This window comes from Candidatus Poriferisodalis sp., assembly GCF_965215815.1.
GTDB lineage: Bacteria > Actinomycetota > Acidimicrobiia > Acidimicrobiales > Poriferisodalaceae > Poriferisodalis.
In genome coordinates this window covers 553193-577162 of the sequence record NZ_CBDCEO010000013.1, presented here as the reverse complement: position 1 = coordinate 577162, position 23970 = coordinate 553193, and the positions used below count along the sequence as shown (strand labels likewise).

Below are 23970 nucleotides of genomic sequence, written 5' to 3'. Positions count from 1 at the left end.
GCGTCCCTCGTGGGCGAGTAGCAAGCGGGCGCTGCAGGCTGGTGGTCGCGCCGGGATCCGTCGACGCCCACACCCATGACCACATGCAGTTGCGACGCGATCGGCTCAGCCGCGCCAGGACGTCAGTGCTTCCATCGGAAAGATCGGTCGTGGAACTCGCTGCCACGGCAGAGCTGCGATGTCGGACTGCGTCGGGCCGGGTGTGGCAACGCGAATGATCGTCGTTGTGAGCGGGGCCATGTGCTGGAAGTTGGACGCGGTCTTCATGACGACCATCTGATATTCCGCCGGTTCCACACCCAGGTGGCGATACACCGCCGGATCGATGCCCGCGACACCGGCAAATTCGCTCACCAACAGTGTCACCGGGCCGACTTCGAAGGCCACCGTGTGTCCCATGTCGATCCGACTCTGCGCATGGCCGCTCAATTCGACGATGCCGTCGGAGACGGCCCGTACGACACCGGTCACCTCGAGCGGCGTGAAGAAGGGGGTCGAGCGACCGCCCAACGCAACCGTCACCGTTGCATTGACGCCAGCCCGTGACAGTCGACGGGCCGAGACAGGGTCGATCATCGGAACGAGTGCGCGTCCCCGAATGCCGAGCCGCAAGATCGCCTCGAGAATGACCGTGCTGTCGCCCCCAGAACCGCCCAACACCGAGTCGCCGGTGTCGCTGAGGATGACTGGCCCCCCCTCCGCTGCGTCGGCATCGACGACGGCTTGGTCGACCGGCCGGCTCTCCGTGCGTTGAAATTCGGTCCTCATCGACCAAGCCAGCTCGGCCAGCTCATCGGCGAGCGACTCGGCCAGCGGCTGATCGTCGTCGGTCACGACAATGATCGCCCACCCGCCTTCGTCGGCATCGAGCCAGCACTGCATGGGGAACGGCGACACGGCCAACACCCGCGGGTCACGCTCCATCTCCCTGGCTCGGTCGAACAGGATCTTCATCGGGCCGCGCGAGGTGAGGTATTGCTCTTGGTGGGTGAGCATGCGCAGCTTGCGCCACGCCACCACGGGGGTGATCTCGCCGGCGAAGAGCCGCACCCCGTGCAAGGTCAAGTCACGGGCGGTCTCGAACTGATCGTGTGGTTGGGTGCGGAATCCCACGATGATGTCGGCGTGGTCGATCATCTCTTGGGTCACGTTGGCGTGGTGATCGAGCATCAACGCCAGCGGAAGTGACGGCCCCACGACGCCGCGTGCCGTACGAAGAAGGGCTCCTTCGACGTCGTCGATCCGCTCCGCCGAAGCCGCTCCGTGCAGCAGCATGACCAGCCCGTCGAGCTTGCCCGCGCCACGGAGCCCATCTCGAACCTTGGCGTCGAAGAACTCGAACGCTTCCGTCGAGAGTCGACCGCCCGATCGAGTGTTGCCGCGAATGATAGGAACGGTCTCGACCTCGACCCCGCAGCGCCCGATGGCATCGAGATAGCCGCCGACGGGGCCGCCAGAGTGCAGACGCTCGAGGATCTCGGCCCCTTCGTAGATCCCGAACGACTCGAAATCGGCGAGCGTCGTCAGCGTCGGGTTGAAGCTGCTCGTTTCCTGAGTGATCTGAATTAGCCCGATGCGCATGACTGGATATCTAGCCGAAACTCCGATGTGAGGCTTTCATTGTCTGCCAGCTCGGCTCAAGAAGCCACACCGCCGAAGGGTGTGTACCCGCGGCCCGACACGCCGACATCGAGCCCGAAGAGGGCGCCTGCGTGTGGCTGGGACCGCAGTTCGGCCTCCGAGAGCCCGCTGCGAGCGCTCGTGATGAACAGTGTGGTCCCCTCGGTGCCCCCGAAGGCACAGCTCGTGATGAAGCCTCCGGGCACCTCGACCACACGATCGAGCTGTCCCTGCGGCGTGTACCGGTGAACGGCGCCGCCATCCCAGAGGGCCACCCAGACGCAGCCTTCGGCGTCGATGCTGAGTCCATCGGGTATCGAGTCGACATCGACCAGGGCTTCGGACCGAATTGGCAGGCCCTCGGCGTCGAGATACAAGATGTCGACTCGGTAGGTGAGCGAATCGACGTAGTAGCAGATGCGGCCGTCGGGGCTCCAATCGACGCCATTCGACATGGCCACGCCGCCTCGGAGCCGCCTCTGGGACCCATCGGCCTCGACACAGAAGAGTCCCGCCTTCGGTTCGTCGGAGCGGTCGACTGTGCCGACCCATAAGCGTCCCATCGGATCGCATCGACCGTCGTTTGCGACCCCGTCGCCGTCCGGCGGCAGCGTGGCAATCGCCGGTCCGACACGGCCGATTTCGTCGATCCGAGCCACAGTCAGGCCAGCGACGGCGACCAGTTGACCCTCGACATCGGGCACGATGACGCTGACACGCTGATCGAGATCCATCGCGGTATGACGGCCCGAGCTGTCCAATTGATGGAGAACCTGGCCGTCGATGTCGAGCCACAACAACCGTTGCTCCCGAGCGTCCCATGTCGGCCCTTCCCCGAGGTCGCAGGCACAGTCCACGACAACGTCGGGGGTCATGTGGCCACCTTAGAGCGAGGGCGGTGAGGCAAGCCTTCTGCGGCCGTGCCCCTCGTGTACCTATTGTGAGCTTCGGCTGATGAGACTTGCCTCGGTATTGACTCCGCTTTCGGACGAGAACTTGACCTTGGCTGCCCAATGCGGCGTGGACGAGGTCGTCGCCCGCTATCTGGGACCCGACCTCACCCTGCTCGACGGGGTCAAGGACCGAATCGAGTCCTTTGGAATGCGGTTGGGGGTCGTCGAGGGATACCTGCCGATCGAACGCATCAAGCTCGGCAGCGACGACGGCACCGAGATGGACCAGATGAAGGCCCTCGTCCGGCATCTCGGCGACATCGGCGTTCCGCTCATCTGTTACAACTTCATGGCTGGAACCGACTGGATCCGCACCAGCGTCGATGCGCTCGAACGGGGCGGTGCCAAGGTGACCGCGTTCGACCTCGACGACCTCGAGAGCGCCCGAATCCCTGGCCGCCCCCCGTTTCGGGCCTCACTCGAGCCGGGGGCCACCCGCGAGCAGCTCTGGACAAACCTCGAAGCGTTCCTCACTGAGATCATTCCTGTGGCTGAGGACGCAGGCGTCGTGCTGGCCATGCATCCCGATGATCCGCCGCTCCCGTCGCTGCTGGGCAACGACCGCGTCATGCATTGCGTCGAAGGGTTCGAGCGGCTGGTCGGCTTGGTCCCGTCACCGTCCAATGCGATCGCCTTTTGCCAAGGCACGTTTTCCGAGATGGGCATCGATATTCCGGCTGCCATCAGGCAACTCGGAACCCATATCGCGTACGTCCATTTCCGTGATGTCACCGGTACCGCCGAGTCCTTCACCGAGACGTGGCAAGACACTGGCCAAACCGACATGTTCGAAGCGATGCGTGCATATCGCGAGGTCGGGTTCGATGGTCCGATTCGACCTGACCACGTTCCCCAGCTGGTTGGCGAGGGCGATGGCGAACCGGGCTACACCATGCTCGGTCGCCTCTTTGCCTTCGGGTACATCCGTGGCCTCATGGATGCCACCGAGATCTGAACATGTTCGATCTGATCATCCGCGATGCCACGCTGATCGACGGTTCGGGCGCCCCGGCACGTCCCGGCGACGTCGGCATTGCAGGTGGTCGCATCACCGCCCTCGGCAGCATCGACGCCGATGCGGGGGCGGTCCGAACCATCGATGCCCGCAGACGGGTCGTGTGCCCGGGCTTCATCGACATCCATACACACTCCGACCTCACACTCATTGCCGACGGCACCGGCGAGAGCAAGCTGCGCCAGGGCGTGACGACCGAGGTTGTCGGCAACTGCTCGTTCGCAGCGTTCCCGATCGAGCCCGAACGACTCCACCTCCACGCCGATCACCTCGCTGCGGCCACGGCACCGGTCACGCCATGGTGGACCGATCTCGATGGCTATGCCGATGCCTTGCACGACCAGGGTCTGTCGATCAACGTCGCGCCGCTTGCCGGCCACGGAACGCTGCGCGTGGCGGCGATGGGCGTCGACGAGCGACCGGCCACCGAAGCGGAAATGCGGCGGATGGAACGCGACCTCGATCGCGCACTCGAGCAAGGAGCCTTCGGGATGAGCACCGGGCTCACCCTCGTTCCCAGCTCGTATGGCGACTTCGATGAGGTCGCAGCACTGGCTCGAGTCCTGGCCGCCCGCGGCGCGCTGTATGCCACACATTCGCGAGCGATCGCACCCGACGAACGCGCATCGGTAGCTGAGGCGATCGAAATCGGCAGGCAGACCGGCGTGACGGTCGAGTTCAGTCATCTGGCGATCAACCGCCCGGAACGCTGGGGGCACGGAGCCGAACTCCTGTCCATGTTCGACGAGGCCCGCACGGAGGGCATCGACATCTTCTTCGACGTCTATCCCTACGACGCCTCATCGTCGTCGCTGACGCAGTACCTCCCGCCTTGGCTGCCCGCAGGCGGGACCGAAGCGATGCGTGCCCGGCTGGCGATCCCCGCAGAACGCCAACGTGCCCTCGACGACATGGCTGAGGGCTGGTTCGACGGGATTCCGTGGCTGTGGGACCGCTTCGTCGTGAGCAGCTGTCCAGATGGCTACGGCATCACAAAGACGCTCGACGAGCTCTCGGCCAGCGAGGGGATCGAACCGTACGAACTGACCCTGCAACTGTGCGAGCGGTACGGCAACGAGCTGGCCGTGGTGCTCTTTTATCGCAGCGAGGACGACGTCGAGAAGTTCCTGGCTCATCCGCTGTCGGTCATCGGCTCGGACGGCAATGCAATTCCGCTCCACCAACCCATGGCCTGTCCGCATCCGCGCAACTTCGGGACCTTCCCTCGAGTTTTGGGTGTGTACGCCCGCGACAAGCAAGTGCTCGAACTGAGCGATGCGGTGCGGAAGATGACCGCCGAGCCGGCTCGGCGCCTGGGACTGCCCGACCGCGGGACCCTCGCCGTCGGGGCCGTTGCCGATGTCGTGATCTTCGACCCCGACACCGTCATCGACAACTCCGAGTTCGGCCGCAGCGCCGATCCGCCGACTGGCATCGACGTGGTAATTGTCGGCGGCTCAGTGGTATTGGATCATGGAGTCATCGGAACCGATCGCCCTGGCCGGGTCCTGCGAAGGGGCTCGCGTCCCGCAATCGCCTGACCGGTCGACTCTGTTCACACAAAAGGAAACTCATGCGCGTCGCGACCCTCGGCTTCCACCACGAATCGAACACGTTCGCTCCGGTGCCAGCGACCCTCGAGCAGTTCCTTGCCAGCGGACCCGACGTCGGTGACGGTCTCGTCGCTAAGTACGCCGAATCACAGGCCACCCTGGCGGGCTTCATCGAGGCAGCGGCGGCGGACGCAGATGTGGAACTCGTGCCGTTGGTGTATTTCGACCTCAATCCGATGGGAACGATCACGGCTGAGGCGTTGGAAGCCATCGCGGCGCGGCTGCTGAGCGCGCTCGATGAGAACGGCCCCTGGGATGCAATTCTGTTGGCGCTTCACGGCGCCGCCGCATCCGAGATTCATCGTGACGCCGACGGCGAAATCCTCGAGCGCGTGCGGCGACTCGTCGGAGCCGACGTGCCGATCGCTGTCACCTACGACATGCATGCCAACGTCTCGGCGCGAATGGTCGACTGCGCCACTGTCGTGAACACGTACATGACCAACCCGCATCTCGATCCACGTCTGCGTGCTCGAGAGTGCGCTGATCTGGCATTCCGCGTCGTTCGCGGCGAGATTCATCCGGTCATGGCTCTCGAAAAGCCGCCATTGGCCGTGAACATCTTGCGCCAGGGGACGACCGACTCGCCGATGGCCGAACTCGTCGAGATGGCGGCGCAGGCCGCGACCCGACCGGGCGTTCTGTCGGTCAGTATCGCCGAGGGCTTCCCGTACGCCGATGTGGAAGAGATGGGAATGGCCTTCATGGCGGTCACCGACGGCGATGCCGATCTTGCCGGCGAGATCGCCCGCGAACTCGCTAGCGCCGCTTGGGAGGTTCGCGCCGAACTGGAAGGCGATGGGATCTCGGTCGACGAAGCACTTCGTCGCGCCGCAACCGCAGATGCCCACCCCGTTGTCCTCCTCGACGTTGGCGACAACGTCGGCGCTGGCAGCCCAGGTGATTCGACCCATGTCCTGGCAGCGGCGCAGCGTCTCGAGGTGGGCGGATTGTTCCATTCGTTGTGCGATCCGGCTTCCGTTGCCGTCTGTGCGGATGCTGGTGTCGGCGCCACAGTCGAACTACTCGTGGGCGGCAAGACCGATGACCTCCATGGCGACGCCGTCGCTATTCGGGGGGTCGTTCGAATGCTCGATGACGGGAAGTTCGAGGATGCCGGACCCACTCACGGCGGCTTCCGGTTCTATGACGCCGGTCCCCGGGCGCTCGTCCACACCCAGGACGATCACATGGTGCTGTTGACGTCACATCCTCGGGGCAACACCAGTCGAGCCGAACTCATCAGCGCCGGCCTCGACCCATTGGCGCAGCCGATCATCGTCGCCAAAGGCGTTCACTCGCCGCGTGCGGCTTACGAACCGATCGCAGCCGAGATGATCCAGCTGAACACCCCTGGCTGCACGAGCGCCGATGTCAGCGTTCTCGACTACACGTATCGACGTCAACCGATGTTCCCCTACGAGCCCGACACCCGGTACTGACTGCGCCCGGTACTGACTGCACCCAGTACTGGCAGCGCTGTGCTCGACCGTTAGAACAGCGTTTCGGCGATCTCGATGACCCGATAGTTGTCGTCGACGATCGGGATCGCGCGCCACTTGTCGAATGTGGTGCACGGATGCGAGATGCCGAAACCGACAAGGTCTCCGACTGCGAGAGGATCGGTGGGTTCGAGGTCCAGATAGGCGTGTTGATCGTTGATCTCGACGACCCGGGCACGCGCCACGGTCTCGATCTCTGTGGATCCGCGGCGACGGACCTTCTTCGGAACCGGCAACAGGCCATCGGTCGAGGCGTCGCGCTTGCCGATGCCCACCAGGGCTCGGGTGGGCTCAGGACGGGAGAGCACAGCACCCCAGACTTCGATCGCCGGCACGAGGCGGTCGTCGTTGCCGGTGCGCGGAGTCTCACCCATGGGGGAAACCTGGTGCAACGAACCGTCGTCGTGGCTGATGTAACAGCCGCTGCGGAGCACCACTCGATGGGGAGACTCGATGTCGACGAGTGAGAAACGGTCGACGACCTGATCGAAGTACGCACTGCCACCGGCGGTGACGATCACTTCGGGCGTCGGCTCGAACCAACCCTTGGCATCGACCGCGTGCGTCAGCTCGACGATCTGATCGAGGAACTCTTCGACCCCGTCTCGGACGGGTCGATCGTCCATCGGTCCGAGAATCCCCTCGAACCCGGAGGTTCCAGTGAGCGCCAGATGAGGGGACTGTTCGGTGGCGGCGGCGACAAGCAATCCGTCGGCGATGCTGCGTGCGCCGGTGCGCCCTCCGGTGATCCCCAATTCGAGCAGCACTGGCAACCGACTGGCTGGCTGGACGCGCGCCAGGGTCTCATTCATGATGTCGACACCCTCGAGGGAGTCGACATAGCAGTACACCTCGAAACCCTCATCCAGCGATCTCGCCAGCCATTCGATCTCGGCGGGGACGACGACCTGGTTGGCGATGAGGACCCGGCTTACCCCGGCCTCGCTCATGGTCTTGGCTTGCCACGTCGTCGCAGCGGTGATCGCCCAGGCACCATCGCTGAGCTGACGACGGAAGATTGACGGTGCCATCGTCGTCTTGCCGTGGGGTGCCAAAGACACGTCGTTGCGCTCGCAGAAGGCCGTCATTGCCTTGCTGTTGTGATCGATCGCCGATTCGAACAACAACACGGTCGGGTACGACACGTCGGCGTCGAACACACACCACCCGGTCGTGGCGCCCGAGGCAAGCGGCAGCCCTTTTAATTTGGACGTCGACGGCTGCGCGATGTCGGAAGACGCTGCGACTACGGCCTGCGAATCAGGGCCCATGGCCATTTCTCAACCCTCGGTGAGCTGTCTCAGCCCTCGGTGAGCTGTCTCAGCCTTCAGTGAGGAAGTCACGAACGAGACGCTCACCGACGCTGCGAATTTGCTTGACGACCGTTGGCACCATGTCGATCGTGAACCGTCGCGCCGGCGCGCTCACGCTGATGCCGCAGGGGAAGGGCATTCCGCTGAGTGCCACCGCGACGCATCGACCGTCGCCCTGGTTCTCGCAGTCGTCGATCGCATACCCCTGCTGTCGAACCGTCTCGAGAGCGGACAGGTAGGCCTCGGGTGTCGTGATCGTGGTGTCGGTGAAGGGCGTCATCTCGACCGCGTTCAGGATCGCCAGAACATGATCCTGGGGCAGTTCGGCAGCTATCGCTTTGCCGAGGGCTGTCGAGTGAATCGGGGCGCGCTCACCGGCGCGGGCCGCCAGGCGCATCATCTGGCTGCTCTCGAAGACGAGATTGTGGACGACTGCGGAACCATTGAGCGTTCCCAGGTTCGTGGTTTCGCCGGTGTCGTCGCGGAGTCGTTGAAGCGGACCGCCGGCCTGCGAGAGGAATGCCTCGAGCTGACGTGTGTTGTGCGGTTGGAAGGCGAGCCCGATTCGGTACACAGCGGATTCCTCATCGCGCTCGACATAACCCCGAGCCTCGAGCGCCGACAGGTACCGAAATGCCGAACTCTTCGGCAGTGATGTGACCGCCGCGGTTTCCGGGAGCGAGACCCCGTCGCGTGAGCGCTGCAGGAGATCAAGGATGTCGCAGACTCGTTCCACCGCTCGAATGGGGTAGGCGTTCGATGAACCATCCGACGTCGTGCTGCCCGATTTCGAGGACGTCTTCTTGTTCATCGTCTGAGCTCCTCGAGTTTGTGAACGTTGCCTGGCAGTCCGGTTCGAAGCGTTCGCCCAGAAAGCGGCTCAGTCGACTCGTAGGCATCCGACGATACCGAAGCCCAACCGCAGGTCGGCCCGACATCATCGAAGTACATCGACCGTTCCTGCTCCTCGCAGTAGTGCCATACCTGGCCGGAGCGGATCAGGCACAGATTGCCGGGCCGGGGATCGCCCACCTCGGCAGCGAGATCGTCCCCGGCGCTTGCGGGGATCCGGCGGCGAGTATCTGATCAGGCGTCGCCTCGCCCGTTGCATGGACGACTGATCAAGCCACGCTGAGGTTTCTGCGGATGCGGGGCACCACGTCGTTTGCGAAGCGCTCCAGCGAGGCGTTCATCACTGACGGTGGGAGCCCTGGCGGGCCGCCCCAGCTGACCAGATCGGTCACGTCGTGGTCGCGCATCATCGTGGTCAGCTCGGCCACGCAATGGTCGGCATCGCCGGCGGTCCACACCAGCGGGTTCAGCGGATCGGGAACACGTGGGCCGGTCCGGGCCGAGCGTTCCGCGGCAGTGGACTTGTGGTCGGCACTCGCCTTGATGATGCCGATGTACACATTCCGGCGGTAGCGCTCTGCGGCGGCGATTGCCTCCCAGGTCGGATCGTCGGCGGGGTCGCGCCCGTCGGTGACGTACACCCCGCGGATGATCCCGACTCGTTTGTTGCCGGAGTCGCGCCCGTCAGCGGCCAGCGCCTGCTTCCACGGTTCGAGCACGGTCGACTTCGGCCCTTGGGGCAGCAGATTCGTGTCGAAGCGGGCCGCCCTCAGCGCCCCGGCTTCGCTCGTCGCTGCGATCCACAGCGGGGGACCGCCGTCTTGCATCGGATCGGGCGTCACCCGCACGTCTTGGTAGCTGTATCGCTTGCCTTCGTAGCTGAATGGCTCGCCGGACCATGCCAGCCGCAGTATCTCGAGCCCCTCCTCGGTCAGTGACACCCGCCGGCTGATCGGCAGACCGAAGCCGGCGAACTCGTGCGCCGCATATCCCATGCCGACACCGATCTCCATGCGTCCGCCAGAGATGTTGTCGAGCACGGCAAGGTCCTCGGCCAGCCGCACCGGATCCCGGAACGGCATGAGGCAAATGTCGGTGGAGAACCGCATGGTGGTGGTCAGCGCCGCGGCCGCGCCCGCCACCGGCACGAAGTTGGGCAGGTAGCCATCCTCCATGAAGTGGTGCTCGGTGAACCAGCACAGCTCCAAGCCCAACTGCTCGGCCAGCACCACTTGGTCGAACGTTTCGGCGTACACCTGCGGCATCGTCACGTCACTGCCCGGCGGGCACCGGAAGTCGTGCACGATCCCGAATCTGAGCGTCTGAGCCATGCGGCGACGCTAGTTGGACGCCCCTTGATGCGGCCGTGCCGCCAGCTCGTCGAGCAAATCGCCGACGAGCGCCACCATTGACGACGCGATGAAGTCTGGATCTTCGAGTATGCCGACAGCGCTCACTGCCATGCGAACGCCGATGCTGTCGGTGCTGCCGAAGAGCGAGCCGAGTTGCGCAATCGCTTCATCGGTCACGCCTTTGCTCAGATCGTCCTGCCGCAAGCTGACGAGCCGGGCGCAAAGGTCGTCAGTTGAGACGCTCTGCAGCAATCGCAGCACATCCAACGCGTCCTTGTCATTGAGTCGGTCGGGAACCGTGGATCGGTTAGCAATCTTGTGGACCTTGGCAACAAGGAGTGCTCCTGGACCGGCGACACTCATCTCAATGGAACGACCGTCGTTCGGATCGAGCGCCTCGATCATCCTTCGCCCCCGGTCGATGAGCACTGCTTCGAGGCCTTTTGCTCGGTGAGCGACGCTGTTGCCGTGGGGACCGAGGTCGGCATCGGTCGTGTACTCGTCGACAACGAATTCGGTCTCGCTGGTGTGCGTATAGACGGCTTGAGCTCCCACGAGCACGACCGCATCGAGATGAACTCCCAGCGCGTCGGCGGCATCCAGAAGGCCCGCACGTGCACGTTCGTACAACTGTCTAGGTTCGCCAAGCTTGTTCATTGCTCGTCATCCAATCGAAGAGTGCTTCGCCTTGCGACGGCTCTCGACCTGGTCCCGTCAGCAAGTCGACAGCGAGTTGGCTCGGGTTGACGCAGCGCAGACCGTTGCGGATCGTCGCGCCTTCGAAGACGATCGGGTCAAACGGTTCGAGCAGAACGACGTTCGCGCCAGAGTCGACCTCACGCAGGCCGAGTTCGTGAGCCGCTTCGTAGGGGTCCTCGACAAAGAGCGTCGCCGTTCTCGCGCCCGCGATCGGGTTGAAGCGTTGGGCCGCAAAGGCACCAGTGGCTGCGTACTTGAACGAGGCACGTGCGAGCCGACGTTCGGTGGATCGAAGCCCACGCGGATCTAGCAACATGGACGGCTGGTTTGACGTCAACTGTCCGTAGTCCTCGGCCCACCGGCGGATGGCGGCTTTCCAATCGACATCAAGAACGCGGCCGCGTGGCTCGCGCGTAGTGATTCCCTCGCGGTCGAGCAATGCAATGACACGCGAGAGCGTCGGGGCTGAGGCCGCGGTGAATTCCGCAAGCTGCCGGATGCCGAATGGCGGCGAATTGTCGATGATGGCTCGCAGTGCCACAGCAGTGCCGCGACCACGTAGGGAATTCAGCGGATACTCCGCGGGCCAGGGATCACGGTCAGCACCCGCAGCCGAGATGAACAGTCCCGGCGACGAGACTTCCAACTTGACGTTGCCAGTGGTGTCGATGTAGCCGACGCCGCAGCTCACGAGTGTGTCTCGAGTGCGCGGCGAGAGGTAGGCGGCGCCAACGATTGGCACTGCTTCCTCTTCCAGGGCGGTGCAGTACTGCTGCACCTGGTCCACCACCGATCTCGCCGCGCGAGGTTCGATCCGCCGTTTGGCCTCGATGACGATCTGAGCGGACTCGCCACTCGGCGACTTGACCTTGACGACGGCATCGGGCCTGAGCGCCGTTGCGCCGATTCGTGCGTCGAGGCCTACGTCGGCGTACCAACCTGTCGGCAACCGAGCAGCAAGCGTGCGAGTCAGGTCTCGGATTATTTGAGTTTCGCTGGGAAGGCTTGACGATGGCATGGTTGCTCGGGTTCCGGGATAGTGGTCAGTGATTCGAGCACGTTTCATATCTTACTCTGTTTCGGTAGCGGTGAAATAGGTGAATTTCTGAAACATCCTTAGAGCGTTAGCGAATAGGCGGCGATTCCCGGCAGCCCCGACGGCAGACTCTGCGCAAAAATGCCGCCACAGACGGCAAATCTGCGCACAGAAAGCGTGACAGCAGCATTCCGAGCGGTCGCCTATCCGCGCGGCCCGGTGCGGGTGGCATGCTCAAGAACGAGCGGGGTCAGTACCAGACGTCGGGAACGGCTGCTTTGCGGTCCTCGACGAAGGCTTGCAGCTCCCGGTCGACGGCTGGTAGGAGCGGCATTGGCCGAGTAGCGCAGGTGGGCATCCACCATGTCGAGGTGCCGCTTGTCGACCGGGACGTCGACCGGCTCGCATACCGTGCCGCTCCCATGGGCCAGCCACGGCGACATCCACGTCAGTTTCACGAAGTTCCGGAAGTCCTCGATGGTGGCATACCGGCGACCGCCATTCAGATCAGCGACGAACGGCGGGCCGTAGGACGGCGTGAAGACCACGTGGTCGCCGCCGATCTCGATGCGCCTGCCGTCGCGGCCCCACATGGCGAAGTGGCGTGGCGCCGTTGAGCACAGCTGCCGGGCCAGGCCGGGCTCGAAGCGAACGCGCTCACCGGTGACCTGTGCCCCGGCGGCCCCGAAGAGCTCCAGCGCCTCGTCGTCGCCACGGAACTCAACTCCGATCTCGGACAGGATCCAACCGGCCCGAGCGCCTGAATGCCATCACGCATGGGCTGGTGAGCGACCTCCACGGCGCCCTCAGCGCCACCGATGCCGATCGCATCGGGCTCGTCAGCCGCCGTCGTGCCCGACGACGACCTCATGGACACCTGCCTCGGTGTCGCTGCCGAGATCGTGGGCAACAGTCCGTTCGGCGTGTGGATGACCAAAGAAGTCATGTGGTCGAACCTGGAGATCGGCAGCCTGCGCGCCGGCATCGACCTCGAGAACCGCACCCAGATCATGGCCTCGCTCACCGAGGACAGCAAAGAAGCGATGGCGTCGTTCCTCGGGCGCCGCCAGGTGAAGTGGTCTCACCGCTGACCCGCCACAGCGGCGACGACTGACTGTGAGCCACTGCCCGACGGTCGCCGTGGCGCACGGCATCACACACCAAATATGTATTGCACACACATAAGTATGAAGGTATCTATGGACGGCCTACAATTCTGTGCATGACAGACATGCATCGCGATCATGGTCACAGCTCCCCCGGGCCTGGGGGGTCCGCTCGCAAGTGGGGGAGGTTGACGCGGTCACTTGTTGCGCTCCTCTCCGCGGCTCTCGTAACGGCGACGGTCGCCCTGCCTGCCGCAGCACAATCCGAGGACGACGACGCCTCGGTCACCTGGGATCGCGACTCGAACCGGGACATCGACCTGCACGCTGCTTGGAACAGCCCGACAGCGATTGCTGGGATCGGGTCCACCATGTACGTCAGCACGCGCGGCTCGAGTCAGGTGCGCGCAATCGCCTTGGAGGACGCTGGTGCGTACCGGATTGGCGATCAGGTCCATGAGGACGACATCGACACCGTGGCGGTTGCCGATTCCCACGCAGGCATTTGGGCCAACGACGAGCATCTCTACGTGGTCGCCCCAGCGGCTGGATCCGCTGCACCCAGTGGAGTCAACCAGTGGAGGGTTGTTGCTTTCAACCGTGAGACGGGCCTGCATGATTCGGATGTAGAAATCGTGCTCACCGCAGCGAACCAGCGACCAGAAGACATCTGGTCCGACGGCGAGACGATCTGGGTGCTCGACGGCAACTTCGACCTGATCTTCGCCTATGACCTCGTCACGGGCGATCGTTTGCACAGTCTCGAAGTCGTATTGGATCCCCTGAACGGAGCAGGCCGAGGACTCTGGTCCGACGGTGCCGTCATGTGGGTCAGCGACCTGAGCCGTTCCAAGCTCTTTGCCTATTCGATGGATGAGGATTCGCTCGGCGAGCGCCAACTCGAGCATGAGTTCGAAACTGACAGTGACAATGACCGGCCGAGGGGCATCTGGTCCGACGGCACGACCATGTGGGTGGTCGACGAGGCCGATCGCAAGTTGTTCGCATATACGCATCCGGGCAACACAGAAGAAACCGCAGATCCCGGCGTGGAGCTGATGATTCCCGACGGTTGGGGTGATGTCATCGAAGGAGACAGCGTTGCGTATTCGCTCGTCCTGCAGGCTGAACCCGAAGCCGATGTGGTCATCGATGTCACCCACACCGAGAACGAGGACTTCTCGATATCGCCGAGCTCGTTGACGTTTACTCCGTCGAACTGGTCCGCGCCCCAAGACATCTCGATCAGCATCACCCATGATAGCGACACGCTCAACGACGGCATCCACATCACCCATACCGTGAACGCCGCCAGCAGCTCGGACGAATACGACGACGTCGTCATCAACACGCTTGGGTTCACTGCACTCGACATCGATACCGCCGGGATAACGGTTTCCGTCCTCCGACTGGTGATCAACGAACCGAGCAGCACCTCCTACACCGTGGTGCTTGACGCAGCCCCTGCCTCAAATGTCGTGATCGAGGTTTGGAAGATGGGAGAGGCCACCGTCTCCGTCGCACCCAGCCTGCTGACCTTTACGTCAACGAATTGGTTCGAAGAACAGCAAATCGTCGTCACTGCGATCGACGACGCAGACCGGGCCGACGGAACCGCAACCGTCTTTCACCGTGTGACCGCCGACGGCACGTCGGACAGCAAGTTCGTCAGTGTCCTCATCGACCCGATCCAGGTGGTTGTGAACGACACGGACGATGTGGTGGTCACGGTCGGTTCGCTGGCATTCAATGAGGGCAGCAACTCCTCGTACTCGGTCGTGCTCGACGCGGCCCCAAGCAATGACATCGCCATCGATGTCACGGTGAGCGGGGACAGCGATATCACCGTGTCGCCGTCGACACTGACGTTCACGACCTCGAACTGGTCCACATCGCAAGACGTCACCGTGTCCGCGCTTGAGGACACTGACAACACGGACGACGAAGCAACCATCAGCCACACAGTCAGCACTGCCGGCAGCGCTCACATCACCATCAGCAGCGTGGAGGTCACTGTCACCGACAACGATCCGGGAGCCACCGTTTCGGCGGAGGTGCTGACGATCGACGAGGGCGGCAGCGGTTCCTACACCATCGTGCTCGACATTGCTCCTGAGTCAGATGTCGTTGTTGGTGTGTGGCCGTACTCTCGAAGTGACCTGGAGAGGTCTCCGAGTACGTTGACGTTCACCTCTTCGAACTGGTCTACCCCGCAGACCGTCACCATTACTGCGAGTCAGGACGACGACGACAATCACGATCATGTGAAGATCAGCCACATAGTCGACCAGGCGCGCAGCCCTGCTGAGTACCACGTTTTTGTCGAAAGCTTGACGGTCGCCATCACCGACGATGACATCGATTTGAGCTTCGAGGACTGCGAAGCAGAACTGGCAAGCACAGATACATCAGAGGATTCCTCAGCGCTCTATGGTCGTGTCCCCAGCAAGGACATCAGCCTGAACGCCGGGTGTGACGACGACTCGTACCGTTCGAAGTTTGCGAACGACATTGCAGGAGATTCCGGCAGAAACGTCATCTGGATTGCCGACTCCGAGCGTGACGCGGTGTTGGCGTACTCCATCGACCCCGAAGATTCCTACGGCGAATACCTTGTCGATGTGTCCTTTGTGCTCCCTGGTCACATTGCGAGGGCTACCGGCATCTGGTATGAGGTCGATACCGCCAGCTTCCACATCGCGAACGAGGATCGTGCGGGATACATTCGGAGGGAGGACATTCTCGCCAAGCTCTACGAGCTGGATTCGTCGCACGAGACTCTGAGTTCCATCAGTTACGACAGCGACAACGGAATCCGTGGTGCGGTCTGGGGCGATGACAGCACATTGTGGGTACTGGACTTCGATGACGACAAGATATATGCCTACGACCGATCAACCGGGAGCCCGGACAGCGACAAGGACATCACGCTGGTCGACGGCGAGAACGTGGACGCAAGAGGAATGTGGTCGGACGGAACCACCATGTGGGTCACCGACAAGGCCAACCAGTACGTCTACGCGTACAGCCTTGTTGACAACCAGTCCTATAACTTCGGCCAACGAGCCAAAACTCACGAGTTCGGTCTCGCCGGAGCGAACGCCGATCCGCGCGCCATCTGGAGTGACGGGTCGACGATGTGGGTGCTCGACTCCAGCGAGACGCAGCTGTTCGCATACAAGGCAACTGGTCAGCGCAGCGGGGGCCTGTAGGGAGGCACGTTCGCAGGCAGCCATCGATTCGGGTGCCGTCTGGGTCCGAATCGGTGGCTGCCACGCCGTGCTTCTGCGGTCGATCCCTGTGATTTCGGCCTGTGAGGCGGGCTTGAGCGGTTGATCGGTGCGGGGTCGGCCTGAGAGATCAAACGGATCGGAGATGCTTGTTATGAAGAAGAACTGTCTTGTTGTGGTCGTGGTGCTGGCTGCTGTGATGCTTGCGGGCGTCGCCGGCTGCAGCGATGATGCCGATGACGGCGATGCCATGCCGGAGTCCGATGCGCCGTCGGTGACGGCGGCAAGCGCGGAGACCGAAGACGATACTGCGGCGCCTGTCGCCACCACAGAGCCGCCGACGACCACATCCGGTCCCGGCAGTGACGACGGGGGCAGCGACGCATTGGCCGCCGCAGCGGACAAATCGGATCCAGTTGCGCATACGCGCTGGGTCGTCGACTCGGCGATCGAGAAGTACCAGAGCGAGGGCCGTGAGGCCACGCTGGCCCACTACAGCGATATCGAGAGTGTCGACGAACAGTGGTACGTGTTCATCGTCGACGCCGACGGAGAAGTCCTCGCGCACTACGACTCAGAGCGACGCGGATCGCTGTTGACGAGCTGGGTGGGCGTCGATGCAAACGGCTATGCCTTCGGGCCCGAGATGCTGGCGGCAGACGAGAACGGCACATGGGTGACCTATGTGTTCCGTAATCCTGCGACCGGCGACCTGGCGGCGGGAGATTTCGGGGAAACCCAGCTCAAGGCCGCCTGGGTCGTGCGCCACGACGGGCTGCTCTTCGCGTCCGGCTACTACATCAACGCCGACGAGTTTGTCGAAGCCGGGGTTGCGGCAGCCATCGCGGGCTATGACGAATCGGGATTGGACGGCTACGCAGACAGGTTCACGAGTTCCGACTCTGTCCTAGGCAGCCTCACCGCGACCCTCGCGTACTACAACACGTCGAACTTCGAAGCACGATGGATCGTCTTCGTCGCCGCACCGGACGGCGAAGTCATCTCGGCTTTTTTCGATCCTGAGCTGGAGGGTCGCAACATCGTCGATGTGCTCGGTTCGGCTGCGCTCGATGCGGTCCCTGGAGGCGTGTGGATCAGCGAGGCCGACAACGAGGCCGGAACAGGCCCCGCGTACATGCGGTCGTGGATCGTCCTCCACGACGGCCTGATCTTCGGCGCAGCACGGGCCGACTGGAGCTACCTCGAGTAGCGCAGAGCGCCGCCGCGGGGGTCCTCAGCCACCCACTCGCACGGATCTCTCCGGATCCCTCTTGCCGCCAAGGAGAACGCAATGCCACGGAACGCAATGCCACTCGACCGACTTGCCCTGATGAGATGTCGGAATCGGGGCCGGATCGCGGCGGTGCTCGCTGTCGTGGCCGCCGCGGCGGTGCTGGTGCCGGTGGCGGCGCATGCGGCGCCATCGCCCGACCGCCCATCGAGGCCTTCCGCTGCGATCGTCGACGGTGTTGTGGAGTTGAGCTGGGGCGCACCCGCGCAGGACGCCGCATCGGTGACGGGCTATCAGGTACTGCGCCGCCGCCCTGGTGTGGACGCTGTCGGAGCGTTCCATGTGATCACCGACGACACTGCGACAACCGACACGTCGTTCGCCGACGTGTGCGCCCGCGACGCCGGCGCTTCGTATACCTATCGGGTCAAGGCATGGCGCGATGGCGAGCTGTCGGGCTGGTCGCGGTACAGGCGCATCAATCTCAGGGACGACTTCGTCGCGGCTGAAGATTCGCCGGATTGTGATCCCGACACCGGGGTCATCACCGACAGCGGCGATGCAGGGACGGACGCTGACGACGCTCAGTTACTGGGCATCGTCGCGGGGACACAAGGTGGCGCAGTTGTCGCCTCCGCCGTCGTCGACACCGCCGACACCGCCGACACCGCCGACAGCGACACTGCGGTCACCGTTGAGGACGTCTGCGCCCTAGCGGGCACACCGGCCGCAGAAGAGCAGGGATCGGAGGAGTCGGAATCGGGCGGCGTGTACCGCATCGCATACACCAGCCCCGGCGACGCGTTCTCCATCCGCGTGATGGATGCCGACGGCAGCAATCAGACAATGGTCACGAGCCACTCAAGCGACGTGCACGGAACCGAGTGGTCGCCCGACAGCAGCAAGATTGCGTACTACACCGAAGTCACCAATGCCGACTTCGAGCTCTTCGTCATCGGCGTCGACGGCAGCAACAGCGTGCGTCTCACCGACGACAGCTACGAGAATCGCTACCCGTCGTGGTCCCCGGACGGCGCCACGATCCTCTACCAGACCGAGCGGGCCCTCGGCCACCCAGCCAACATCAGGTCCGTCGAGCCGGACGGCGCCAACGATGCCGAGTTCTACACCGACTCGGCCAGGGAACCCCGGTGGTCACCCGACGGCACCAAGGTGGCCTTCTACGCGCGCGACTACTACGTCGTGGACTCCGCCGGCGAGAACCGCGTGCAAATCAACGACACGGTCACGATCGACGAGCACATGGCGTGGTCGCCTGACAGCACCAAGATCGCCTACCGCAACTACGGCAAGATCTATGTGGCGGGCATCGACGGCAGCGGCAGCACCGAGATCGCAGCAGGCAAGCATCCGGTGTGGTCGCCCGACGGCACCAAGATCCTCTTCTGGTCCGACGACCAGCGCGAGCTGTACACGGTCGAGCCTGACGGCACGAACCGCACTCGGGTCACCACCAACGGCCGTACCGAGCACGCGGCATCGTGGTCGCCCGATGGCACCAAGATCACCTACTACGCGTGGGGCAGCCACGGCGGCGAGATCTTCGTGGTGGACGCCGACGGCAGCAACGAAACCAAGCTGACCAGTGACCGCAACCACAACATCGACCCGGTGTGGTCGCCTGACGGGACCAAGATCGCTTTCAGCAGCAAGTCCACCGACGACGAGATCTTCGTGATCAATTCCGATGGGACCGCCAAGCAGCGGCTCACCGACAACGATGTCGACGACTGGACCCCTGCCTTCTCACCTGACGGCACCCAGATCGCCTACGTCACCAACGACGGCGACCCGGAGATAGCTGTTATGGCAGCCGATGGCACCGATGTGGTGCAGCTCACCGACAACAGCACGTCGGAATCGTTGCCGCAGTGGTCGCCTGACGGCACCCAGATCGCCTACAAGATCGACGACGGCGACGCCGAGATAGCTGTTATGGCAGCCGACGGCACCGGCATGGTGCAGCTCACCGACAACAGCACACACGACACGCAGTTCTCGTGGTCGCCCGACAGCACCAAGATCATCTACACCAGCAACGACGGCGACAACGAGATCTCCGTCATCGGTGCCGACGGCACCGGCATGGTTCAGCTCACCGACAATGCCGACCTCGACGAAGACCCGGACTGGTCGCCCGACGGCAGCAGGATCGCCTTCACACGCATGGCCTCTCCCGGCGATTTCGAGGTGTTCACTGCGAATGCCGACGGCAGCTGCCCCAAGCAGATGACCAACGATCCGATGCACAGCTACCGGCCGAAGTGGTCGCCCGACGGCACCAGAATCCTGTTCACCAACAGGCTCCTGTGGCTCCAGAGGCCAGGAATCCTGATTGCCGACGGCACCGACGATCGGACCACCCAGCAGCAGCTACTCGGGATGTTCCTTGCAGCCCCGAATCCGACGTGGTCGCCCGACGGCACCCGCCTGGCTTACGTTCAATCGGGTATCGGCGTCATGAACGCAACCGGCAACGGCATCCAACGGCTGACCTACAGCCGCGACGACCGCGACCCCACGTGGTCCCCCGTGCCCAATTCGGACTGACGGGACGCCGCCGAAGCCAGCGCCGGCCGGCGCTAGCCGGCCGGCTGAGTTACCCGGTCGGATTTGAATTCGAAGATGTAGGGGTCGAGCGACTCCTGCGCGGCGAGCCGGAACTTGTGCCAGTAGCCGCCGCCGTAGTACGCCAAGCTGCCCGGTTGAGCTTCGCCGTGGCCGTTGTAATACGACAGGCAGTCACGCAGCGGTGCGGTGGTGATGTCGGCTACTCGGCAGTGCTCGGCGTAGTTCACCTCTGAGTCTGGGGTGATGTCGACCACGTTGAGGGCCTTGTCCCGCATTTCGGTCAGCATCCAGATGATGTAGTCGCCGTGCTGGTCGATGGCGTCGGTGAAGTTGAAGCTGCCGCCGCCGCCCTGGGGCCCCGACACGATGAACAGGTTCGGGAAGCCATGGCTGTGCAGGCCCAGGAACGTCCTGGTGCCATCGGTCTGCCACTTCTCGCTGAGCGTCATGCCGTCGCGGCCCCGGATCATGTTGAACGTCGCAGTAGCCATCCACTGGAACCCGGTGGCATAGATCAGTACGTCCAGCGGGTACTCCACGCCGTCGTGCACCACGCCGCGCTCGTTGATCTCGCTCACGCCCATCGGGGCGGTGTCCACCAGGTGCACGTGCGGCTGGTTGAACGTCGGCAGGTACTCGTCGTGGAAGGTGGGCCGCTTGCAGCCGTACGGGTAGTACGGCTTGAGGGCCTCGGCCGTCTTGGGGTCTTCGATGATGGCGTCCACCCGGGCCCGGATCTGCTCCATGATCCGGAAGTTCGTGTTGAGCTGTTTTTGCACCAGCTCTTCGGGCGACAGCTTGCGTTCGTGCTGCTTGCGTTCCTTAAAGTCCGCCACTCGGCCGGCGAGGTAGTCGTCGTTGGCCTTGATGGCGGTGCGTCCTGACGAGATGCGAGCGAACCGTTTGCGGCGGGCCCGTGCCCACCCCGGCTCCTTGCTCCACTCGGCGATCTCGTCGGGGTCGGTCGTTCGCTGGTCGCGCACGTCGATCGACGACGGCGTCCGCTGGAACACGTACAGCTCGCTGACCACCTGGGCGATCTCAGGGATCACCTGCACGGCCGTGGCCCCCGTGCCGATGATGCCGACACGCTTGCCTTCGAGGTCGATGTTGTAGTCCCAGCGAGACGTGTGGAACGACTCGCCCTCGTACTTCGTCATGCCGTCGATGCGTGCCAGCTTCGGGCTGGTGAGGATGCCGTTGGCCAAGATGACGTAGCGGGCCTTCATGGCGTCGCCGCGGTCGGTGATCACCTTCCAGCGGCCGGTGTCCTCGTCCCACTCGGTGGCGTCGACCGTCGTGTGGAACAGGCAGTGGTCATAGAAGCCGAACTTGGTGGCCATCGCCTGGCAGTACTCGAGGATCTCGAAGCCCGAAGCGAACTTCATCGACGGGATGTACCCCATCTCCTCGAGCAGCGGCAGGTAGCTGTACGACTCGACATCGCAGGCAATGCCCGGGTACCGGTTCCAGTACCAGGTGCCCCCGACGTCGCCGCCCTTCTCGCAGAAGCGGACGTCGGTGAATCCGGCGGCGCGCAGCTTGTGCCACAGCAGCAGCCCGGCGAACCCGGCCCCGATCACCAGCACCTCGCACTCGTCGGCAAGCGCCCCGCGCTCGATCGGCGGCTCGGAGTACACGTCTTCGAGGTAGCGCTTGAACTCGCCCTCCATCGCCATGTAGTCGGCGGCGCCCCTGCGGATTTCTTTGAACTCCCGGTATTTGGCCTGCTCTTCGGCGTTGAACACAGCACCCGGCGGGGGAGGCGGCAGCTCCTTGAGATGCTCGTCAGCGTTAACCGAGTAGCCCCTGCCCTGAATCTTCTCCGACGCCTTCGCCGCCCGTGTGTTGAAGATCTTCAAGCCGGTCTCGGGATCAATGCTGACCGCCGGTCGCGTGAACGTGTCCGATGCCATCTCACTCTGCGCCATGAGTCCCCCGACGTCATTCGATTCAGTGCTCATGCGATGTTACGCGAGGTGCTGTTCATCGCGCCGGGGCGGTGCAGCCGCGCAAGCGCGAGGCAGGCGTCGGGCGCTGTGACAGCCTTCAGGACGACATGAGACGGGACATCGTTGCGGCCACGCTGGGGATGGGAGCCCTGGTCGGGGTGCTTACCGTCCATCTGCTCGTGGCCTCCTCGGCGGGCGGTCCTGTGGCGGTGCCCGACGTGCCCGCCTACCTGAGCATCGCCCAGTGGATCGGGAGCGACGGGCTGGCACCCGAAAACCTGCCATTTCAGCCGGGCTTCGGCTTGCTGCTGGCACCGCTCGTCTGGGTGGCACAGATCTCGGAACTGTCCACACAGGGTGAATCTGTGCACTACATCGCGCTGGTTGCCAACTCGATGGCCGCCACAGTGGCAGTGGCGGTTGCGGGCTGGCTTGGCTGGCGGATGTCGGGTCGCTGGTGGGTGTGCGTTGCGGGCGCGGCCATTGCCGCGGTGCACCCGTCGCTGTCGAGCGCGTCCCGCATTGCGTGGCCCGAGACGTTGCTGGCGCTGGCCGTGCTCGCGAGTGCAGGCGCTATTGCCCGCGCGCACCTGGCGGCAACGACCCGTTCGAGCCAGCGTTCATGGGCGGTTGCCGGACTGATCGCGACGCTGGCAGTTGCGCTGCATGCGCGCGCCGTCGTGCTGGTTGTCGCCGTCGTGGTGACGGCTGCGGTGACCCGAACCGGACGCCGCACGTGGCTGGGACTGGCGGCAGGTCTGCTGGTGGGCGGCGGAACAGCCGCATTGGCGCTCTCGCTGACCGGCACCTGGCCGATCGCTCGGCTCAGCGAAGCCGCCGAGCTCGACCGCGGCTGGCAAACGGTGGCGACAGTGTCCGGGCAGCTCCTGGCGCTGGGCGGCGGCACTGTCGGCTTGGGGCTCGTCGGGCTGAGCATCGGCATGGTGGCGGCAATGCGCCTGCTGCGAGTTCGCGGTGCGCCCGAGAGCCCGGTGGCCGCGGTTGGAGTCTTCGTGTGTGCGGGCGCGCTGGCGGTGGTGCTGCTGGGCGGGTGGACTCTGGTCGGCAGCGACCGCGTCGACACGGTGCTGTACGGGCGCTACGTCGATCCGTGGGCAGTGCCGCTTGCCGTCGTCGCGCTCGCATGGATCTCAACGCAGCGCTCGCGCCGCCACAGCCACGTGCTCATTACGACGACGGCGCTGGCGCTGACCGCCTACGCAGCCGTTCTGGGCGCGCCCGGAATGTTCGACGGTGAGCCGCGACGCATCATGACCCTGTCGCTCAGCCCAGCGTGGGCGCTCACCGACGACCGTCTCGGCGCAGTCGCAACGGCAGCCGTGGTTCTGACGCTGGTGGGAGTGCTGCTGGCCGCACTAGCGCTCAGCCGAGCGAACGCTGGCATCGGTGCTCAACTGCCGGAGGGGCCGGGTGTTGCTGTGCTGTCGACCGCCGGCGCGTGCGATGAGCACTCCGGACGTCAACGAGCACGGCTGCTCGTGGGGGGGACGCTGGTGGCTGCGGTGCTGGTGCTGGGGACAGTGTCGACGGTCTCGAACCACCGTCATCTCGCCGATGTGGGCGCAATTGCCCGCGACCAGGTGACCGCGGCAGCCGCGATCGCCGACATCGTCGGAGCCGGCGGGCTGAGCTGCCTGGCCCACGACCGGGCCCGGGTGCCGGAATATGCGCTGTGGCTGTATCGCATGGAGCTGCCGTCGATCACCCACGAGCGTGTGAGCTTGAGCTCCGGGGAGGCGCCGTGCTCGGCATTCGTGATCGCACATGACGATCTCGTCGAGCGCTGCACAAATGCCCGGCACCTGGTGGACGAGCCCGCCGGTGCATGGGCCTTGTGGTACTTGCCGGCACGCGAGTGCATCGGAGCGTGAACCCTCGGAGCA

The 23970-nt window shown here is 64.2% G+C and carries 18 protein-coding genes; 8 read left to right on the top strand and 10 right to left on the bottom strand.

The features are described from left to right. Window positions 1-105 precede the first annotated feature (105 nt). Window positions 106-1581: a M81 family metallopeptidase gene (locus ACOOHB_RS12425; protein WP_420445155.1), complete on the bottom strand. Its 1476-nt coding sequence runs from the start codon at window positions 1579-1581 to the stop codon at window positions 106-108. Window positions 1582-1637: 56 nt separating this feature from the next. Then, window positions 1638-2495 carry an SMP-30/gluconolactonase/LRE family protein gene (locus ACOOHB_RS12420; protein ID WP_420445154.1) on the bottom strand — a complete coding sequence of 286 codons (858 nt, stop codon included), beginning with the start codon at window positions 2493-2495 and terminating at the stop codon, window positions 1638-1640. A gap of 79 nt (window positions 2496-2574) precedes the next feature. On the opposite strand from ACOOHB_RS12420, the gene ACOOHB_RS12415 reads away from it, so the two are divergent. Genes ACOOHB_RS12415 through ACOOHB_RS12405 form a run of 3 tightly spaced genes read left to right on the top strand, consistent with a single transcriptional unit; the run spans window position 2575 to window position 6643 of the window. Next, window positions 2575-3528, top strand: coding sequence for a mannonate dehydratase (locus ACOOHB_RS12415; protein ID WP_420445153.1), 954 nt, complete (start codon window positions 2575-2577; stop codon window positions 3526-3528). A gap of 2 nt (window positions 3529-3530) precedes the next feature. Continuing rightward, window positions 3531-5129, top strand: a complete 1599-nt coding sequence (locus ACOOHB_RS12410) for an N-acyl-D-amino-acid deacylase family protein (protein WP_420445152.1) — start codon at window positions 3531-3533, stop codon at window positions 5127-5129. 32 nt (window positions 5130-5161) lie between these two features. Continuing rightward, entirely contained in the window at window positions 5162-6643 is a 1482-nt protein-coding gene (locus ACOOHB_RS12405; RefSeq protein WP_420445151.1) for a M81 family metallopeptidase, read from the top strand. Window positions 6644-6693: 50 nt separating this feature from the next. Here the strand turns inward: ACOOHB_RS12405 and ACOOHB_RS12400 are convergent, their stop codons facing one another. The 7 genes from ACOOHB_RS12400 to ACOOHB_RS12370 form a co-directional block, all read right to left on the bottom strand. Continuing rightward, window positions 6694-7980: an amino acid deaminase gene (locus tag ACOOHB_RS12400; protein WP_420445150.1), complete on the bottom strand. Its 1287-nt coding sequence runs from the start codon at window positions 7978-7980 to the stop codon at window positions 6694-6696. A 43-nt stretch (window positions 7981-8023) separates the two neighbouring features. After that, window positions 8024-8827, bottom strand: a complete 804-nt coding sequence (locus ACOOHB_RS12395; protein WP_420445149.1) for an IclR family transcriptional regulator — start codon at window positions 8825-8827, stop codon at window positions 8024-8026. After that, window positions 8824-9048, bottom strand: coding sequence for a phenylacetaldoxime dehydratase family protein (locus ACOOHB_RS12390; RefSeq protein WP_420445148.1), 225 nt, complete (start codon window positions 9046-9048; stop codon window positions 8824-8826). Before ACOOHB_RS12390 ends, ACOOHB_RS12395 begins: the two co-directional genes overlap by 4 nt. Before the next feature lie 89 nt (window positions 9049-9137). After that, window positions 9138-10199 carry an LLM class flavin-dependent oxidoreductase gene (locus ACOOHB_RS12385; protein ID WP_420445147.1) on the bottom strand — a complete coding sequence of 354 codons (1062 nt, stop codon included), beginning with the start codon at window positions 10197-10199 and terminating at the stop codon, window positions 9138-9140. Window positions 10200-10208: 9 nt separating this feature from the next. Next, complete coding sequence (locus ACOOHB_RS12380) at window positions 10209-10850, bottom strand: hypothetical protein (RefSeq protein ID WP_420445146.1); 642 nt, start codon at window positions 10848-10850, stop codon at window positions 10209-10211. A gap of 4 nt (window positions 10851-10854) precedes the next feature. Continuing rightward, window positions 10855-11985: a hypothetical protein gene (locus ACOOHB_RS12375; RefSeq protein WP_420445145.1), complete on the bottom strand. Its 1131-nt coding sequence runs from the start codon at window positions 11983-11985 to the stop codon at window positions 10855-10857. Window positions 11986-12158: 173 nt separating this feature from the next. Further along, entirely contained in the window at window positions 12159-12698 is a 540-nt protein-coding gene (locus ACOOHB_RS12370) for a trimethylamine methyltransferase family protein (RefSeq protein ID WP_420446905.1), read from the bottom strand. Window positions 12699-12773: 75 nt separating this feature from the next. Between ACOOHB_RS12370 and ACOOHB_RS12365 the strand changes: the two genes are divergently transcribed. The 4 genes from ACOOHB_RS12365 to ACOOHB_RS12350 all read left to right on the top strand — a co-directional run bounded on the left by ACOOHB_RS12365 (window position 12774) and on the right by ACOOHB_RS12350 (window position 20093). After that, complete coding sequence (locus tag ACOOHB_RS12365; protein ID WP_420445144.1) at window positions 12774-13046, top strand: enoyl-CoA hydratase/isomerase family protein; 273 nt, start codon at window positions 12774-12776, stop codon at window positions 13044-13046. A 131-nt stretch (window positions 13047-13177) separates the two neighbouring features. Next, window positions 13178-16273, top strand: coding sequence for a hypothetical protein (locus tag ACOOHB_RS12360; protein ID WP_420445143.1), 3096 nt, complete (start codon window positions 13178-13180; stop codon window positions 16271-16273). A gap of 172 nt (window positions 16274-16445) precedes the next feature. Next, on the top strand, window positions 16446-17501 hold the full coding sequence (locus ACOOHB_RS12355) for a cache domain-containing protein (RefSeq protein WP_420445142.1): 1056 nt from the start codon (window positions 16446-16448) through the stop codon (window positions 17499-17501). 81 nt (window positions 17502-17582) lie between these two features. Continuing rightward, window positions 17583-20093 (top strand): DUF5050 domain-containing protein, encoded by a 2511-nt coding sequence (locus ACOOHB_RS12350; protein ID WP_420445141.1) that lies wholly within the window; start codon window positions 17583-17585, stop codon window positions 20091-20093. 32 nt (window positions 20094-20125) lie between these two features. Here ACOOHB_RS12350 and ACOOHB_RS12345 read toward each other — a convergent pair whose 3' ends face one another. After that, the gene (locus ACOOHB_RS12345; protein WP_420445140.1) at window positions 20126-22078 is read right to left on the bottom strand and encodes a flavin-containing monooxygenase; all 1953 of its coding nucleotides are present in this window, start codon (window positions 22076-22078) and stop codon (window positions 20126-20128) included. Window positions 22079-22173: 95 nt separating this feature from the next. On the opposite strand from ACOOHB_RS12345, the gene ACOOHB_RS12340 reads away from it, so the two are divergent. Next, entirely contained in the window at window positions 22174-23958 is a 1785-nt protein-coding gene (locus ACOOHB_RS12340; RefSeq protein ID WP_420445139.1) for a hypothetical protein, read from the top strand. The last annotated feature ends 12 nt before the right edge of the window (window positions 23959-23970 follow it).

Bases quoted from the DNA above. Each gene is read 5' to 3' on its own strand.
- ACOOHB_RS12425 (WP_420445155.1), bottom strand. From the start codon at position 1,581: ATGCGCATCGGGCTAATTCAGATCACTCAGGAAACGAGCAGCTTCAAC.
- ACOOHB_RS12420 (WP_420445154.1), bottom strand. From the start codon at position 2,495: ATGACCCCCGACGTTGTCGTGGACTGTGCCTGCGACCTCGGGGAAGGG.
- ACOOHB_RS12415 (WP_420445153.1), top strand. From the start codon at position 2,575: ATGAGACTTGCCTCGGTATTGACTCCGCTTTCGGACGAGAACTTGACC.
- ACOOHB_RS12410 (WP_420445152.1), top strand. From the start codon at position 3,531: ATGTTCGATCTGATCATCCGCGATGCCACGCTGATCGACGGTTCGGGC.
- ACOOHB_RS12405 (WP_420445151.1), top strand. From the start codon at position 5,162: ATGCGCGTCGCGACCCTCGGCTTCCACCACGAATCGAACACGTTCGCT.
- ACOOHB_RS12400 (WP_420445150.1), bottom strand. From the start codon at position 7,980: ATGGCCATGGGCCCTGATTCGCAGGCCGTAGTCGCAGCGTCTTCCGAC.
- ACOOHB_RS12395 (WP_420445149.1), bottom strand. From the start codon at position 8,827: ATGAACAAGAAGACGTCCTCGAAATCGGGCAGCACGACGTCGGATGGT.
- ACOOHB_RS12385 (WP_420445147.1), bottom strand. From the start codon at position 10,199: ATGGCTCAGACGCTCAGATTCGGGATCGTGCACGACTTCCGGTGCCCG.
- ACOOHB_RS12375 (WP_420445145.1), bottom strand. From the start codon at position 11,985: ATGAAACGTGCTCGAATCACTGACCACTATCCCGGAACCCGAGCAACC.
- ACOOHB_RS12365 (WP_420445144.1), top strand. From the start codon at position 12,774: ATGCCGATCGCATCGGGCTCGTCAGCCGCCGTCGTGCCCGACGACGAC.
- ACOOHB_RS12360 (WP_420445143.1), top strand. From the start codon at position 13,178: ATGACAGACATGCATCGCGATCATGGTCACAGCTCCCCCGGGCCTGGG.
- ACOOHB_RS12355 (WP_420445142.1), top strand. From the start codon at position 16,446: ATGAAGAAGAACTGTCTTGTTGTGGTCGTGGTGCTGGCTGCTGTGATG.
- ACOOHB_RS12350 (WP_420445141.1), top strand. From the start codon at position 17,583: ATGCCACGGAACGCAATGCCACTCGACCGACTTGCCCTGATGAGATGT.
- ACOOHB_RS12345 (WP_420445140.1), bottom strand. From the start codon at position 22,078: ATGAGCACTGAATCGAATGACGTCGGGGGACTCATGGCGCAGAGTGAG.
- ACOOHB_RS12340 (WP_420445139.1), top strand. From the start codon at position 22,174: ATGAGACGGGACATCGTTGCGGCCACGCTGGGGATGGGAGCCCTGGTC.